The sequence below is a fragment of the Oryzihumus leptocrescens genome, from assembly GCF_006716205.1.
Classification (GTDB): domain Bacteria; phylum Actinomycetota; class Actinomycetes; order Actinomycetales; family Dermatophilaceae; genus Oryzihumus; species Oryzihumus leptocrescens.
In genome coordinates this window covers 504233-518503 of sequence record NZ_VFOQ01000001.1, presented here as the reverse complement: position 1 = coordinate 518503, position 14271 = coordinate 504233, and the positions used below count along the sequence as shown (strand labels likewise).

General features: G+C 72.4%; 15 protein-coding genes. 7 read left to right on the top strand and 8 right to left on the bottom strand.

Going from position 1 to position 14271, the window contains the following annotated elements; translation table 11 throughout:
- Window positions 1-38 precede the first annotated feature (38 nt).
- From FB474_RS02545 to FB474_RS02535, 3 genes are all read left to right on the top strand, one after another.
- A complete protein-coding gene (locus tag FB474_RS02545; RefSeq protein WP_141787227.1) occupies window positions 39-854 on the top strand; it encodes an ABC transporter ATP-binding protein in 816 nt (271 codons plus the stop codon).
- Window positions 844-1743 (top strand): ABC transporter permease, encoded by a 900-nt coding sequence (locus FB474_RS02540; protein ID WP_221632410.1) that lies wholly within the window; start codon window positions 844-846, stop codon window positions 1741-1743. The genes FB474_RS02545 and FB474_RS02540 overlap by 11 nt, the downstream gene beginning before the upstream one ends.
- 128 nt (window positions 1744-1871) lie before the next feature.
- Window positions 1872-2918, top strand: a complete 1047-nt coding sequence (locus FB474_RS02535) for an ABC transporter substrate-binding protein (RefSeq protein ID WP_141787226.1) — start codon at window positions 1872-1874, stop codon at window positions 2916-2918.
- Between the two features lie 175 nt (window positions 2919-3093).
- Here FB474_RS02535 and FB474_RS02530 read toward each other — a convergent pair whose 3' ends face one another.
- Entirely contained in the window at window positions 3094-3837 is a 744-nt protein-coding gene (locus FB474_RS02530) for an NUDIX hydrolase (RefSeq protein ID WP_141787225.1), read from the bottom strand.
- Window positions 3834-4970: a glycosyltransferase family 4 protein gene (locus FB474_RS02525; RefSeq protein WP_141787224.1), complete on the bottom strand. Its 1137-nt coding sequence runs from the start codon at window positions 4968-4970 to the stop codon at window positions 3834-3836. The genes FB474_RS02530 and FB474_RS02525 overlap by 4 nt, the downstream gene beginning before the upstream one ends.
- Before the next feature lie 35 nt (window positions 4971-5005).
- Here FB474_RS02525 and FB474_RS02520 point away from each other — a divergent pair, with 35 nt between their 5' ends.
- Both FB474_RS02520 and FB474_RS02515 read left to right on the top strand, forming a co-directional pair.
- Complete coding sequence (locus FB474_RS02520) at window positions 5006-5827, top strand: PIG-L deacetylase family protein (RefSeq protein WP_141787223.1); 822 nt, start codon at window positions 5006-5008, stop codon at window positions 5825-5827.
- 20 nt (window positions 5828-5847) lie between these two features.
- On the top strand, window positions 5848-6909 hold the full coding sequence (locus FB474_RS02515) for a lysylphosphatidylglycerol synthase transmembrane domain-containing protein (protein ID WP_246092009.1): 1062 nt from the start codon (window positions 5848-5850) through the stop codon (window positions 6907-6909).
- A 130-nt stretch (window positions 6910-7039) separates the two neighbouring features.
- On the opposite strand, the gene FB474_RS02510 is transcribed toward FB474_RS02515, so the two are convergent.
- Both FB474_RS02510 and FB474_RS02505 read right to left on the bottom strand, forming a co-directional pair.
- Window positions 7040-7765: a type 1 glutamine amidotransferase gene (locus FB474_RS02510; RefSeq protein WP_141787222.1), complete on the bottom strand. Its 726-nt coding sequence runs from the start codon at window positions 7763-7765 to the stop codon at window positions 7040-7042.
- Complete coding sequence (locus FB474_RS02505; protein WP_141787221.1) at window positions 7762-9066, bottom strand: Mur ligase family protein; 1305 nt, start codon at window positions 9064-9066, stop codon at window positions 7762-7764. Before FB474_RS02505 ends, FB474_RS02510 begins: the two co-directional genes overlap by 4 nt.
- A gap of 101 nt (window positions 9067-9167) precedes the next feature.
- On the opposite strand from FB474_RS02505, the gene FB474_RS02500 reads away from it, so the two are divergent.
- Together FB474_RS02500 and FB474_RS02495 are read left to right on the top strand one after the other, a co-directional pair.
- On the top strand, window positions 9168-9584 hold the full coding sequence (locus tag FB474_RS02500; protein ID WP_141787220.1) for a hypothetical protein: 417 nt from the start codon (window positions 9168-9170) through the stop codon (window positions 9582-9584).
- Window positions 9585-9630: 46 nt separating this feature from the next.
- The gene (locus tag FB474_RS02495) at window positions 9631-10278 is read left to right on the top strand and encodes a phosphatase PAP2 family protein (protein ID WP_141787219.1); all 648 of its coding nucleotides are present in this window, start codon (window positions 9631-9633) and stop codon (window positions 10276-10278) included.
- Window positions 10279-10372: 94 nt separating this feature from the next.
- On the opposite strand, the gene FB474_RS02490 is transcribed toward FB474_RS02495, so the two are convergent.
- The 4 genes from FB474_RS02490 to FB474_RS02475 all read right to left on the bottom strand — a co-directional run bounded on the left by FB474_RS02490 (window position 10373) and on the right by FB474_RS02475 (window position 14256).
- Window positions 10373-11311 (bottom strand): type IV toxin-antitoxin system AbiEi family antitoxin domain-containing protein, encoded by a 939-nt coding sequence (locus FB474_RS02490; protein WP_141787218.1) that lies wholly within the window; start codon window positions 11309-11311, stop codon window positions 10373-10375.
- Between the two features lie 224 nt (window positions 11312-11535).
- On the bottom strand, window positions 11536-13113 hold the full coding sequence (gene guaA, locus FB474_RS02485; RefSeq protein ID WP_141787217.1) for a glutamine-hydrolyzing GMP synthase: 1578 nt from the start codon (window positions 13111-13113) through the stop codon (window positions 11536-11538).
- Window positions 13110-13466 (bottom strand): DUF3817 domain-containing protein, encoded by a 357-nt coding sequence (locus FB474_RS02480; RefSeq protein ID WP_141787216.1) that lies wholly within the window; start codon window positions 13464-13466, stop codon window positions 13110-13112. The genes guaA and FB474_RS02480 overlap by 4 nt, the downstream gene beginning before the upstream one ends.
- Window positions 13459-14256, bottom strand: a complete 798-nt coding sequence (locus FB474_RS02475) for an SURF1 family protein (RefSeq protein ID WP_141787215.1) — start codon at window positions 14254-14256, stop codon at window positions 13459-13461. Before FB474_RS02475 ends, FB474_RS02480 begins: the two co-directional genes overlap by 8 nt.
- Window positions 14257-14271: the final 15 nt, after the last annotated feature.

The window sequence follows — 14271 nt, the reverse complement described above, 5'->3', positions numbered from 1 at the left end:
ATGTGCGCTGGGTCACGTCCCTCCTACGGTCGCCCGTCATGAGCCAGACCACCGCACCGGCCATCACCTTGCGGGGGGCGAGCAAGAAGTTCGCCACCCGTGACGGCTCGGCCTTCACCGCCATCACCGACGTCGACCTCACCGTCGCCGCCGGCGAGTTCGTCACCGTCGTCGGCCCCACGGGCTGCGGCAAGTCGACGACGCTCTCGCTCGTCTCCGGCCTCGAACCGGCCACCTCCGGCACCGTGCAGGTGCACGGCGCCCCGGTCACCGGCATCCCGGACGGGGTGGGCTACATGTTCCAGTCCGACGCGGTGCTGCCGTGGAAGAACGTGCTCGACAACGTCGCCCTCGGCCTGCGCTACCGCAAGGTCCCGACGTCCGAGGCCCGCGAGCGCGCCCGCGACTGGATCGCCCGGGTCGGCCTCGCCGGCTTCGAGGACCGCTACCCGCACCAGCTCTCCGGCGGCATGCGCAAGCGCGTCGCCATGGCCCAGACATTGATCACCGAGCCGTCGCTGCTGCTGCTCGACGAGCCGTTCGGCGCCCTGGACGTGCAGACCCGCGAGCTCATGCAGGACGAGCTGCTGCGGCTGTGGTCCGGCACCGGCGCCGCGGTCGTGTTCGTCACGCACGACCTCACCGAGGCGATCAGCCTCGCCGACCGCGTGGTCGTCATGACCGCCGGGCCGGCCACCGTCAAGGACGTCGTCACCGTCGACCTGCCCCGGCCGCGCCGGGTCGAGGAGATCCGGCTGACGCCCGAGTTCACCGAGCTGTACCGCCGCGTGTGGGACAGCCTGCGCGAGGAAGTGGAGATCACCCGTGCCCGAGGAGCCTCCCGTGTTGCTTGAGCGGACCGAGCGTGCGGCCGACGCCACCCCCACCCCCGCCGAGGAGGCTCCCGCCCGCGCGGCCGGCCCGATCGCCTTCCTGCGCGGGCGTTCCGGGCACTCCCCGGTCATGGTCAACCTGGTGCGGGTGGTCCTCGTGGCCGCCTGGCTCGCCTCCTGGGAGCTGGCCGCGCGGACCGTGATCGACCCGTTCTACTACTCGATGCCCAGCCAGATCTGGACCAGGCTCGTGGAGTGGTTCACGGTCGGCACCTCGCAGGGCACGATCTGGGAGAACATCGCGATCACCCTGCAGGAGGCCGTCTACGGCTTCGTCCTCGGCAGCCTCGCCGGCGTGCTGCTCGGCGTCGCGCTGGGCCGCAGCCCGTTCCTGGCTGACGTGCTCGCGCCCTTCATCAAGGGCGCCAACGCGATCCCCCGCATCGTGCTCGCGTCGCTGTTCGTCATCTGGTTCGGCCTGGGCATGAGCTCCAAGGTCGCCACCAGCTTCGTGCTCGTCTTCTTCGCGGTGTTCTTCAACGCCTTCCAGGGCGCCCGCGAGGTCGACAAGGTGCTGGTCGACAACGCCCGCATCCTCGGCGCCGGCCGGTGGGACATGCTGCGCACGATCATCCTGCCGAGCGCCACGTCCTGGATCCTGGCCAGCCTGCACGTCGCCTTCGGCTTCGCCCTCATCGGCGCGATCGTCGGCGAGTTCACCGGCGCCGACAAGGGCCTGGGCATCCTCATCAACCACGCCCAGGGCAACTTCGACGCCGCCGGCATCTACGCCGGGATGATCGTCACCACCGTGATCGCCCTGGTCGCCGAATGGCTCATCAGCAAGGTCGAGGTGCGCCTCACCGCCTGGCGCCCCGCCGTCAAGGGCAACGCCGCCTCCGGCCTCTAGCCCGTCGGCCACCACGGGCCCGTATCCCGGGCCGTCGCCGCCGGCGACGCGCCCCCGGTCCGCACCACCCGCGGATACCGCTGCGGTTCAACGCCTTTCCACCCCACCTCACGAAAGAGAGCACTGCCATGCGCCCGCGCACCCACAAGCTCGCCGCGCTCGTCGCCCTGCCCCTCGCCCTCGCGGCGCTGTCCGCCTGTCGCGACTCCCGCGCCGGCGCGAGCACCAACGCCGCGGGTCAGCCGCAGGTCAAGATCATGGTCGGCGGCATCGACAAGGTGATCTACCTGCCGGCCAAGCTCACCGAGCAGCTCGGCTACTTCAAGGAGCAGGGCGTCGACGTCCAGCTGCTCACCGAGCCGTCCGGCGCCTCCGCGGAGAACGTCCTGCTCGCCGGGCAGGTGCAGGGCGTCGTCGGGTTCTACGACCACACCGTCACCCTGCAGGCCCAGGGCAAGTGCCTGACCAGCGTCGTCCAGCTTGCCAAGACCCCCGGCGAGGCCGAGGTCGTCTCGACGCAGGCCGCCGGGTCGCTCACCGGAGCCAGGGACTTCAAGGGCAAGAAGCTCGGCGTCACCTCGCCCGGCTCCTCCACGGACTACCTGACGCAGTACCTCGCGGCGAAGAACGGGATCAAGGCGGCCGACTACTCCACGGTCAAGGCCGGCGCCGGGTCGACGTTCATCGCGGCCCTGTCCAACGGCGGCATCGACGCCGGCATGACCACCGACCCCACCATCGCCAACGTCGAGGCCAAGGGCCTGGGCAAGGTGCTCGTCGACATGCGCACCGAGGAGGGCACCCGCCAGGCGCTCGGCGGCCTCTACCCGGCGGCGTCGCTCTACATGGGCTGCGACTACGTCAAGGCCAACCCGCAGACGGTGCAGAAGGTCGTCAACGCGTTCGTGAAGACGATGAGGTGGATCGGCAGCCACGACGCGAGCGAGATCGCCGCGAAGATGCCGGCCGACTACGCCGGTGGCAACCAGGCGCTCTACGTGAAGTCGATCAAGGACTCCTCGCCGATGTTCACCTCCGACGGCCGGATGCCCGAGGGCGGCCCGCAGACCGTGCTGGACGTGCTCGGCACCTTCAACGACAAGGTCAAGGCGAAGAAGGACGCGATCAAGCTCGAGGAGACCTACACGACGGCGTTCGTCGACAAGGCCAGCTGACCCGCGCGGCCGGCCCCGGCCCCTGAAGACCTCGCCGAGAGGGACGTTCCTCCGGGTTTCGCACCACCGCAGACCCGACGAACGTCCCTCTCGGCAGGTCGGGGCCGACCTCCTCCCGGCGCGCGTTTTCAGGGGGCGACCCGGGTCGGCTCAGGGCAGGCCCTGATGGTCCGGGTCAGCCGCGCCCGCCAGCATCGTGGCCATGGGGAGGCCACAGCGCGAGCGCAGCACGCCAGCCGGCGGTCAGCGGCAGGCCGGCCAGGTCGTCGGTGGGGAACCACGCCGCCGACGCGGTGGTGCCGCCGACGTCGTGGACCACCGGCTCGGTCGGCTCGCCGCAGGTGGCGCGGTAGACGATGCGCACCGCGTGGAAGTCCTCCAGCCGGCCGTCGGGCGCCCGGCCGACCCAGTGGCTGCTCTGGATGCCGGCCAGCGAGGTCACCTCGACCCGCTGCCCGCTCTCCTCCCAGACCTCGCGCAGCACCGTGTCGGCCGGCGCCTCGTGCGGGTCGAGCCCACCGCCGGGCAGCCCCCAGCGCCCCGGCTCGCTGGTCAGCCCCGACAGCTGGGCCAGCAGCAGCCCGCGCTCGCTGGTCACCACGGCATACGCCGCCACCCGCTGGTAGGGGTCGGCGACCTCACCGGGCCCGACGACCAGGTCGCGGTCGCGGTGCACCACCGCGGTGTGCGGCACCGGCGGCCGGCCCTGCGCCGGGGCGACCTGGAAGCGGGCGGTCAGCACGTGCCGGTGCCCGGAGTGGCTGCTCACCTCCAGGGCGTCCACCGCGCGCCAGCCGCAGGCCCACAGCAGGGCCTGGGGGTCCTGGCCGTGGCCGAGCCGCTGCCGGGCGACCTCCGCGCCGGCGGCGTCGACCCCGACGACCTCGATGAGCGGCTGCGGGGTGCGCTGCCGGGTCATCGGCGGGCCCCCGCGAGCGCGATCGCCCGGGCGTACTCCGCCTCGGCCCGCTCCAGCACGTGCTCCCAGGACTGGGCCGGGGGGACCTGCCGGTTGTGCTCCGCCATGCGGCGGCGCAGCGCGTCGTCGAGCAGCAGCCGGGCGACGCAGCCGGCCAGCGCCTCGTCGTCGCCGGCGAGGAACCCGTTGACGCCGTCCTCGACGTACTCGTTGAGCCCACTGCCCCACAGGCCCACCACGGGCAGCCCGGCGGTGCGGGCCTCCAGCGCGGCGATGCCGAAGCTCTCCAGCCGGGCGGGGGCGACGTAGATGTCCGCGTCCGCGTACGTCCGGCGCAGCTCCTCCCGGCTGACCCGCCCGACCAGGCGCACCGTACCGGCCAGGTCGTGCCGGTCCACGAAGCGCTGCAGCCGCGCCCGGTCCGGGCCCTCCCCCAGCACCTCGAGGGTGAACGGCACGTCCGGGGCCAGCTCGCGCACCCGCAGCACCGCGTGCAGCAGCGCCATCGGCCGCTTGCGCGCGGCCAGGCGCATCGCCGACACCACCCGTATGCCGTCCGCACCCGCCTGCGGCCCGCGCTCGGTCAGCCACGCGGAGACGTCGATGCCGTTGGGCAGGTTCTCCACCACCCCGGCGTCGCCGATCGCCCGCTGCAGCGGCTCCCCGGCCACGCCGGACACGGCGTTCATCGCCACCCCCGCCTCGGCCCAGCCCCGCACGGTCGGGACCAGCCGGAACAGCGGCGCCGCGGCCCCGAGCATGCAGTGCCACGTCATCGTCGTGGGCAGCCCGATCGAGGTGGTGACGCGGGCGCAGTCGACCGCGAACGGGCTGACCACGCCCATGTGCACGTGCGCCACGTCATACCCTCCCTGCTGCAGCCGGCGCCGCAGCTCGGGTGGGGCGAGGGGGTTGACCGGCAGCTCGAAGGGCAGCCGCAGGGCCAGCCGGTGCACCTCGATGCCGTCGACCACGTCGACGAAACCGCCCCGCTCCCCGTGCGCACCGGGTGTGGCGGTGAACACGCTCACCTGGTGTCCACGGCCGCGCAGCCGCACGGCAAGGTCGTGGACCTGCACCTCGATGCCCCCCAGGCGGGGCAGGTAACAGTCGGACAGCAGGGCAACCTTCACGAAACCCAGCCTTCCATGAGTCAGGATGTACCCCGATGCCACACACCCTTTGTGCCTTCCACGCCCACCCCGACGACGAGGCGCTGCTGACCTCGGGGACGATGGCGCGTGCCGCGGCGGAGGGTCACCGTGTCATCGTGGTGGTGGCGACGGACGGGGACCTGGGTCTGGCCTCCGCCGAGTTCGCCGGGGACGGCCGGCTGGGGCAACGCCGGCTCGAGGAGCTGCGCGAGAGCGCGCAGGCACTGGGGGTGGCACGCGTGGAACACCTGGGTTATGCCGACAGCGGCCTGGCCGACGACCTGCAGCCGGACCCGCCGGGGCGCACCCGGTTCGTCCGGGCCGACACCGACGAGGCGGCACGACGGCTGGCCGCCATCCTCGAGGAGGAGTCGGTCGACGTCCTTCTGACGTACGACGCCAACGGCGGCTACGGGCATCGTGACCATGTGAAGGTGCACGAGGTGGGAGCCCGTGCGGCCGAGCTGGCGGGGACACCGAGGGTGCTCGAGGCCACCGTGCCGCGCGACACGATCTGCCGGGCCATCGCCCTGGCCGGCAAGGTCTACCGTTTCCCGCCCGAGTTCGACCCGACCTCGTTCCAACGCGCGTTCAGCCCTCGCGCGGCGATCACCCACCGGATCAGCGTGCGCCGGTATGCCGCCGCGAAGCGCGCCTCCATGCGCGCCCACGCCTCCCAGGCCAGCGCGGACGGGGGCGCCGACCGCACCCTGGCGGCCTTCCTGCGCATCCCGCGGCCGGTCTACGACCTCGTCTTCGGGCGGGAGTGGTTCGTCGACCCGCGGCACCCGGCCGGGGCGCCGGTGGCCCATGACGTGTTCGCGGGGCTGACGTGAGCGCCGCGCAGGGAGAGACCGTGGCACGTCCGGCGACGGACGAGACCGACGTCCCCCGCTTCACCCGGCCCACCGCGCGGCAGCTGCTGCAGGGCCTGGGTGGCCTGGCCATCGCCGTGGCGGTGCTCGCCTGGGGGCTGCCGCACTTCGTCGGCACGAGCTGGCACAAGGTCTTCGAGCTGATGCGCCACGTCGGCCCCTCCACGGCGCTGGGCCTGCTGTTCCTCATGATGGCGGGGCTGTGGCTCTACACGTTCACCCTCACCGGGTCGCTGCCGGGCCTGTCCCACCCCCGGGCGCTGATCGTCAACGTCTGCGGCTCCTCCGTCGGCAACCTGCTGCCGTTCGGCGGGGCGGCCGGGGTCGCGGCGACCTACGCGATGTGCCGCTCCTGGGGCTTCTCGCGCCGCGACATCTCGACCTCGATCGTGGTCAGCGGCGTGTGGAACGTGCTGGCCCGGGTGGTGCTGCCGATCATCGGCATCGCGGCGCTGCTGTTCGGGGCCGGTGACCTGCCACGGGCCGTCGCCGGCGGGGCCGTGGTCGGTGGCGTCCTCGGGGTGCTGCTGCTCGGCACGTTCATCGCGGTCATCGCCTCCGAGCGCGCCGCGACCGTGGTCGGGCGCACGTTGGACAAGCTGCTGCGGCCGATCTCGCGGCGCACCCAGCGCAGCCACGACCTCGGCATCGACGAGCTCGTGCACGACCTGCGCGGGCGCATCTCCGGGGTGGTCCGGACCGGGTGGGCCAGCATGACCTTCGGCCTCGTCGGCTTCTTCGGCGTCTACTACGTGCTGTTCTGGTTCTGCCTCAACGCCACCGGGGTGCACGTCTCCTTCGCGCACATGTTCGCCGCCTACGCCCTGGGCCGGCTGCTGACCGCGGTCGGCATCACCCCCGGCGGCGTCGGGGTCACCGAGACCGGCACGGCGGCCGTGCTCGTCGGCTGGGGTGCCGACCCCGCCGGCGCGACCGCGGGCGTGGTGCTGTTCTCGGTCTACACCCACCTGATGGAGATCCCGCTGGGCGCGCTCGGCTGGATGGCCTGGGGCCTGTCCCGCAAGCAGCGCCCCGCCGACTGAGCACCCACCCGGGCTTGACCCACTCCGCCGACAGGGACGTTTCTCGTGCTTGGGGACCTCTCGAACCCCGAGAAACGTCCCTCTCGGCGCAAGGGTGAGCACCCGGCATACCCCGGGTGGGCGTGGGCACTCAGCCGACGAGCCGGCGCACCTGCCGCAGCCGCGCCTGGTCGGCGAGGGTGTCGTCGGGGGTGCCGGGCTCGAACGCCCGGCCGGTGGCCCGCTCGACCGCCCGCGCGATGAGCGCGTCGGCGAAGGCCGGGTTGGCCGGCAGGATCGGGCCGTGCAGGTAGGACCCGAACACGTTGCCGGTCGTCGCACCCTCGGTCTGGTCGGTGCCGTTGTTGCCCATGCCGGAGCGCACCGTGCCGAAGGGCTTCTGACCCTCCCCCAGCACGGTGGAGCCGGAGTGGTTCTCGTAGCCGACGACCTCGCCGAACTCGGTGTCGAGCACGACCGGGCCGATCATCCGCTTGGCGTTCCCGCGGGTGGTCACGTCGAGGATGCCCAGGCCCGGCAGGCTGCGGCCCTCGACGGTGATGAACGCGTTGCCGAACAGCTGGTACATCCCGCAGATCATCAGCATCGGCGTGCCGTCGGCCGCCAGGGCCTTGAGCCGGTCGCCGTTGCGCTCGAGGTCGGCCTCCACGCGGGCCTGCCCGGAGTCCTGCCCGCCGCCGCCGACGACGAGGTGGGCGTCCTCGGGGAACTCCGTGCCCGGGTGGTGCTGGTGGACGACGGCCTCGTACCCGTGCCAGCGCAGCCGCGAGGCCAGGCAGCGGGTGTTGCCCAGGTCGCCGTAGATGCTCATCTCCCGCGGGTAGATGTGCACGAGGTTGATGCGGCCCTTGCTCACTGGGGGTCCTCCCCGAAGTTGGCGAGGCCGTAGCGCGCGGCGAGGTCGCGACGCAGGGCCATCATGGCGGTGTAGGTGCAGAAGATGCGCTTGGGCTCGTCCGGGTATGCCGTGAGGAAGCGTTCCAGCGCCTTGTCCAGGTCGGGCTCGACCTCCTCGACGGCGACGTCGTCGTACTGCAGCCGCAACGCCATGTCGTAGGCCCGGACCCCGGAGGTGATCGCCACGCCCCGCTCGCGCAGGCTCTCGAAGCTGACGTCGTAGAGCCAGGACACGTCGCGGCCGTCGGCGTAGTTGTCGTTGATGGCCACCATCGAGGCCACCGGCGTGCTGCCGTAGGTGCCCAGCGCGACGGTGAAGCCGGCCGGGTTCTTGACCAGCACCAGCTCCAGCGGCTGGCCGTCCGCGTCGATGATCTCGCCGCGGCCGAAGGGCGGCTGCACCTTCTGCAGCGCGGCGACCGTGGACGCCTCGCGGAAGTCCTGGCCCAGCAGCATCTTGGCCGTGGTCGTGGCCGCCGTGGCGTTGATCATCGCGGCGAGCCCGCGCTGGCGCAGCTCGACCGGGCCGACGACGCCCTCGGCGCCGAAGCGCACCTCGAACGAGCGCTCGTCGGCCGGCTTGAGCAGCCCGTCGCCGTCGGTCGGGCTCGGCGCGGCCCAGTCGTCCTCGAACCGGACGTCGGCCTCCATCAGCTCGGGCAGCCGCTCTGAGATCGAGGGGTCGACGCCGAAGTAGCGCACCTCGACCCCGTCGGCGACCCGGTCGCGGATCCGCGCGACGAAGGAGTCGTCGATGTTGAGCACCACGCCGCCGGTGGTCTGCTCAGCGAGCTGGGCCAGCAGCTGGGCGGTGTGGTCGATCTCGGCGAACCGGTCGAGCTGGTCGCGGGCCACGTTGAGCAGCAGCGAGTGGGTCGGCCTGACCGCGGCGGCGAACTTCAGCGCGTGGGCCTCGTCGAGCTCGAGCACCGCGACGTCGGCGTCGAGCCGGCCGCCGAGGTGGATCTCGGGGATCATCGAGGAGATCACGCCGCGGGTGAAGTTGCTGCCTGTGGGGTTGGTGAAGACCCGCAGCCCGTGCTCGCGCAGGATCGCCGCGAGCATCTTGGTGGTCGTGGTCTTGCCGTTGGTGCCGCTGACCACGATGATCCCGCGCGGCAGGTCGGCCAGGGCGTGCGCGAGGAACGCCGGGTCCACCCGCTCGACCACCAGGCCCGGCAGCGCCGAGCCCCCGCCCCTCAGTCTGGAGGCGGCCCGCGCCGCCTTGCCTGCCGCAACCGCCACCGAAGTCCTGAGCACGGGCCAACCCTAGCCACCCGGCATACCGGGGCTGTATGCCGTCCGCCCACCGGCCGCGAGACGCGCACGGCTGCGAGCCCTTCGGCCCTAGGGTGTGCGCCATGACCGACATGGGGGTGGTGGCGCGGCCCGGGACCGGGCGCCTGCGCCTGACGATGCAGAAGAGCCGGCTGACGTGGGGGGCGCTGCTGTCGCCGCAGGTGCGGGTCAACGGCCAGCCGATCCCGGCGCGGTGGGGCGAGAACGTCTTCGACCTGTGGGTGGGGCCGAACGCGGTCGACATCAGCTGCCAGTACCTGTGGAGGTACGGGCAGGCCTCGGCACGGGTGGACGTGGTGGAGGGCCAGGAGCAGCAGCTGTTCTACGCCCCGCCGATGTTCACGTTCATGCGCGGCCGCGTCGGCCCGGTGCGCCAGCGGGTGCCCGGGATGGTGGGCTTCTGGGCGTTCTTCGGGACGCTGGGGCTCCTGGCCGCCGCGCTGGTCCTGGTCGCGGCGCTCCAGGCCTCGACCAGCTGAGCGGATCCTCAGGTGCCGCCCAGCCGGGGCGGCTACCGTCGGCGCCATGCCCGTGCCGACCGTCGCCGACGCGGAGTCCGGTGTGCGCGCGGGGCGCTCCCGCTGGCTGGTCCCCCTGGGGCTCGTGCTGGGGCTCGGCCTGCTGACCGTGGCGGTCGTGACGCACAGCTGGGTGACCGTCCTGGACGCGAGGGTGTCCGCCGGCGTGCCGCGGCACGGGACCTTCCCGGCGCTGGACCGCCTGGCCACCGTCGTCACGACGGTCGCCCAGCCGGCGGCGAACGTGGCCGTCGCGTTCGCGGTGGGCGTGCTCGTGGCGGCACGGACCCGGTCCTGGCGCTCGCTGGTCCCGCCGGTGGCGGCGCTGGGCCTGCTCACGGCGACCGTGCTGCTGGGCAAGACCCTCATCAACCGCCCCGGACCGCCCGGCAGCGAGGTGCAGGCGGACTGGGGCTACTTCCCCTCGGGGCACACCACCTCGGCGCTGGTCTGCGTAGGCGTGGTCGCGCTGATGGTCGCCGTGCTGCGGCCACGCTGGCGGAACCGGGCGCTGGTGCTCACCGGCGCCTGGACCCTGCTCGTGGGCTGGGGCCTGGTGTGGAAGCACTTCCACTGGGTCAGCGACGTGGTGGCCGGGATCCTGCTCGGCACCCTCATCCTGTGGCTGACGTTCGTGACGCGACCGTCCCGCTGACGTAGGTGACAGGTTCGTGTCACCTGACACAGGGTCATTCCTGTGCCGGGTGACACGAACCTGTGCCGCCGTCAGGTGAAGCGCCGATGGGTCCTCAGCGCACCATGGCACCCTGACGGGCAAGGGCCGCCCGGACCAGCCGGTTCACCCGACCCGGGTCGGACAGGTCACGCCAGGTCAGCCGCACCACGGCGAAGCCGAGCGAACGCAGACGGTCCTCCCGCTGCTTCTCCTTGACGAGGGCTCGTTTCCCGTCGGCGCCGGCGTACTTCAGGAGCCCGTCGAACTCGACGATCGTTCGCTGCCGACGGAACAGGAAGTCGACCTCGGCGAACACCCAGCCGTCCTCGTCGGCGATCGGCGCCTGAAGCTCGGGCGATGGCAACCCCATCGCCCTGAACAACACTCGCGTCCACGACTCACCCGGCGACTCGGACCTTCCATCCGCGATCTCGAGCATCGTGCGCACGTCGCCGACACCGTGCGTGACCTGACCGGCGGTGAAGGCGTCCTGCAGCTGCTGACGGGTGACCCGCTGTTGGCGCAACGCCTCGTCCGCAGCCGCCACACCCGTGACCAGGCCGGCCGATGCCGTGGCCTGGACGACCGCCAGCGGCAACGGCACCGACAGGACTCCCGCGATGCGGCGCACCGGGAGCGCCCCCTCGAGGGAGTGGATGACCACGTCCCCCGTGCGCCGGCCACGGCCAGGCGTGGTCCGCGTGACGTGGACCCTGTCGTGGGACGCACCGATGACGGGCAGGCCATGGAGCGCCAGGGCCGAGACGTGGCTGGCGGCGTGCCGGTCAGCGAAGCCACGCACCACCGCCAACGTGCGCAGGGCGTGCTGGCGCTCCGGGCTGGCTCCCTCCAGACGCGCCGACTCCACGAAGCGGCCCGGGTGCACCCTCACCAGAGCGCCCCGGGCCACCATCCGGGCCAGGGCCTTGCGGGTGACACCACACGCCTCGGCGTCGGCCGCCGTGATGGCGCCATGCTGCGCTTCGAGCCGTGCGGTGAGCAGGTCGTTCATCCGGGCATCGTCGCCGGGCCCGTCGCGGCCGACCAGCCCGGACCCGCGCGCCTGTGGACAGCGGGACGACCGGTGTCACCCCTGTGGACACCGGCCGCCGAGGCTGCTCAACGCAGGTTCGTGTCACCTGGCACAGGGGCATACCTGTGTCGGGGGGAACGAACCCGTGTCGAACTGGCGAGGGCGCCGTCACCAACACCCCAGGGCTCGTCAGGCCCGGGAGGTCACTCCCACTCGATGGTGCCCGGCGGCTTGCTCGTCACGTCGAGCACGACCCGGTTGACCTCGCGCACCTCGTTGGTGATGCGACCGGAGATCCGGGCCAGCACGTCATACGGCAGGCGGGTCCAGTCCGCGGTCATGGCGTCCTCGGAGGACACCGGCCGCAGCACGATCGGGTGGCCGTAGGTGCGGCCGTCGCCCTGGACGCCGACCGAGCGGACGTCGGCGAGCAGCACCACGGGGCACTGCCAGATGTCGCGGTCGAGGCCGGCTGCGGTGAGCTCCTCGCGGGCGATCTGGTCGGCGGCGCGCAGGATCTCCAGCCGCTCGGCGGTCACGTCGCCGACGATCCGGATGCCCAGGCCGGGACCGGGGAACGGCTGGCGCCAGACGATCCCCTCGGGCACGCCGAGCTCGAGGCCGACCTGGCGCACCTCGTCCTTGAACAGGGTGCGCAGCGGCTCGACCAGCTTGAACTGCAGGTCCTCGGGCAGGCCGCCGACGTTGTGGTGGCTCTTGATGTTGGCCGCGCCGGTGCCGCCGCCGCTCTCGACGACGTCGGGGTAGAGCGTGCCCTGCACGAGGAACTCCACCGGGTGCCCCTCGGCGTCGGCCGACCCGACGACGTCGCGCGCAGCCTGCTCGAAGACGCGGATGAACTCCCGCCCGATGATCTTGCGCTTCTCCTCGGGGTCGGACACCCCGGCGAGCGCCGTCAGGAACTGCTCGCGCGCGTCGACGACGACCAGGTCGACCCCGGTCGCGGCCACGAACTCCTGCTCGACCTGCTCGGCCTCGCCGGCACGCAGCAGCCCGTGGTCGACGAACACGCAGGTCAGCTGGTCGCCGACGGCCTTCTGCACCAGCGCCGCGGCCACCGAGGAGTCGACCCCGCCGGAGAGCGCGCACAGCACGTGGGCGTCGCCGACCTGCTCGCGGATCGCGCCGACGAGGTCCTCGACCACGTTGGACGCGGTCCAGGTCGGCTCCAGCCCGGCACCGCGCAGGAGGAAGTTCTCCAGCACCCGCTGGCCGAAGGTCGAGTGGATCACCTCGGGGTGCCACTGCACGCCGTAGAGCTTGCGCTCGTCGTCCTCGAACGCGGCCACCGGCGCGCCCGGGGTGGAGGCGGTCACCCGCATCCCGGCCGGGGCCTCGGAGACCGAGTCGCCGTGGGACATCCACACCGACTGGTCGGCGGTCTGGCCGTTGAACAGCGTCGAGCTCGTGTCGGACACCGACGCCATGGTCGCGCCGTACTCGCGCAGCCCGGTGTGGGCGACGGTGCCGCCGAGCGCCTTGACCATCGACTGGAAGCCGTAGCAGATGCCGAAGACCGGCACGCCGGCCTCGAGCAGCGCGGCGTCCAGCGTGGGCGCGCCCTCCTCGTAGACCGAGGACGGGCCACCGGAGAGGACCACGGCCGCCGGGTCCTTGGCGAGCATCTCCGCCACCGGCATGGTGTGCGGGACGACCTCGCTGTAGACGTTGGCCTCACGCACCCGCCGGGCGATCAGCTGGGCGTACTGCGCCCCGAAGTCGACGACGAGGACGGGCCGGGCCTGCAGCGCTTCAGTCACGCGGAAAGGCTACCTGCGGCCAGCTGGCCCTCGACCTCCCGGGCCACCTTGGGCTCGACGATGAACGGGAGCACGGGCACGAACCCGACCAGCATGATCCGGATCATCCGCGGCAGGCTCCAGCCCACCTTGAACCCCAGGTTGGCGGTGGAGAGGACGTAGACGAAGTAGAGGATCCCGTGGATCGGGCTCCACGTCTCCGACGGCTTCGGGTTGTGCAGCACGTAGTGGATGAAGACCACGACGCACAGGATGAACAGCGCGACACCGGCCACGATCGACATCACCTTGTAGTAGCCGAGCGCCTTGCGGATGGACTCCGCCCGCGCGCTGTCGATCGCCTGCTCAGACATCAGTTACCTCTTTCCGGACCTTCTGGGGGGCCGGCGCGGGACGCGCCGGGGACTGCTCACGTTCGTGCTCGTCGCGGACCATCCTCCACCACATGTAGAGGGCGAAGAGCGCGAAGACCCACCACTGCACGGCGTATCCCGCGTTGCGCAGTGCCAGCCCCCCGCCGACCGGCGGGGGTGGCGGCACCCGGACGATCCCGGCCGACGCCGTCGTCCCGGTGGTCACGTCGGGCCGCTCGGCAGTGGCGAAGACGAACGCGTTGTAGATCTGCCCGCCCCACCGGTTCACCAGGTCCGCGAGGTCGACCGAGCCGAGCTGGCCGGCCGGGAGCGCAGCGCCCTCGGTGGGAGACTCCGCCGGCGCCAGGCTCCCGGTGACCATCACCGGGCCGGTGGCCGGGGGCCGGGTCGCCGCGGCCGGGTCGGTGACGAACCCGCGCACGACGGCCAGGCGCGCCCCGGTGCCCTCCACCACGAGGGGCGTGACGACCCAGTAGCCGCGCCTGCCGTCGAGCAGGCGAGGGGTCACGAGGACCTGCCCCGCCGCGTCGTACCGGCCGGTGGCGGTGACCCGCCGGCCGGAGCCGTCGGCGGGGAACTGGGCCTGCGGCTGCACGACCGTGGTGAGCGCGGCGACCGGACGCTGAGGCGCGGCCCTGACCGCCTCGGCGCGGCCCTTGTCGCGGGCGACGTTGAGCTGCCACAGGCCGAGCATCGTGAAGGTGACCATGACGACCACGACCAGGGCCAACAGCCCCAGCCAGCGGGGTCGTAGGGCGGTCCGCAGCACGACCTCAGGCTAGGT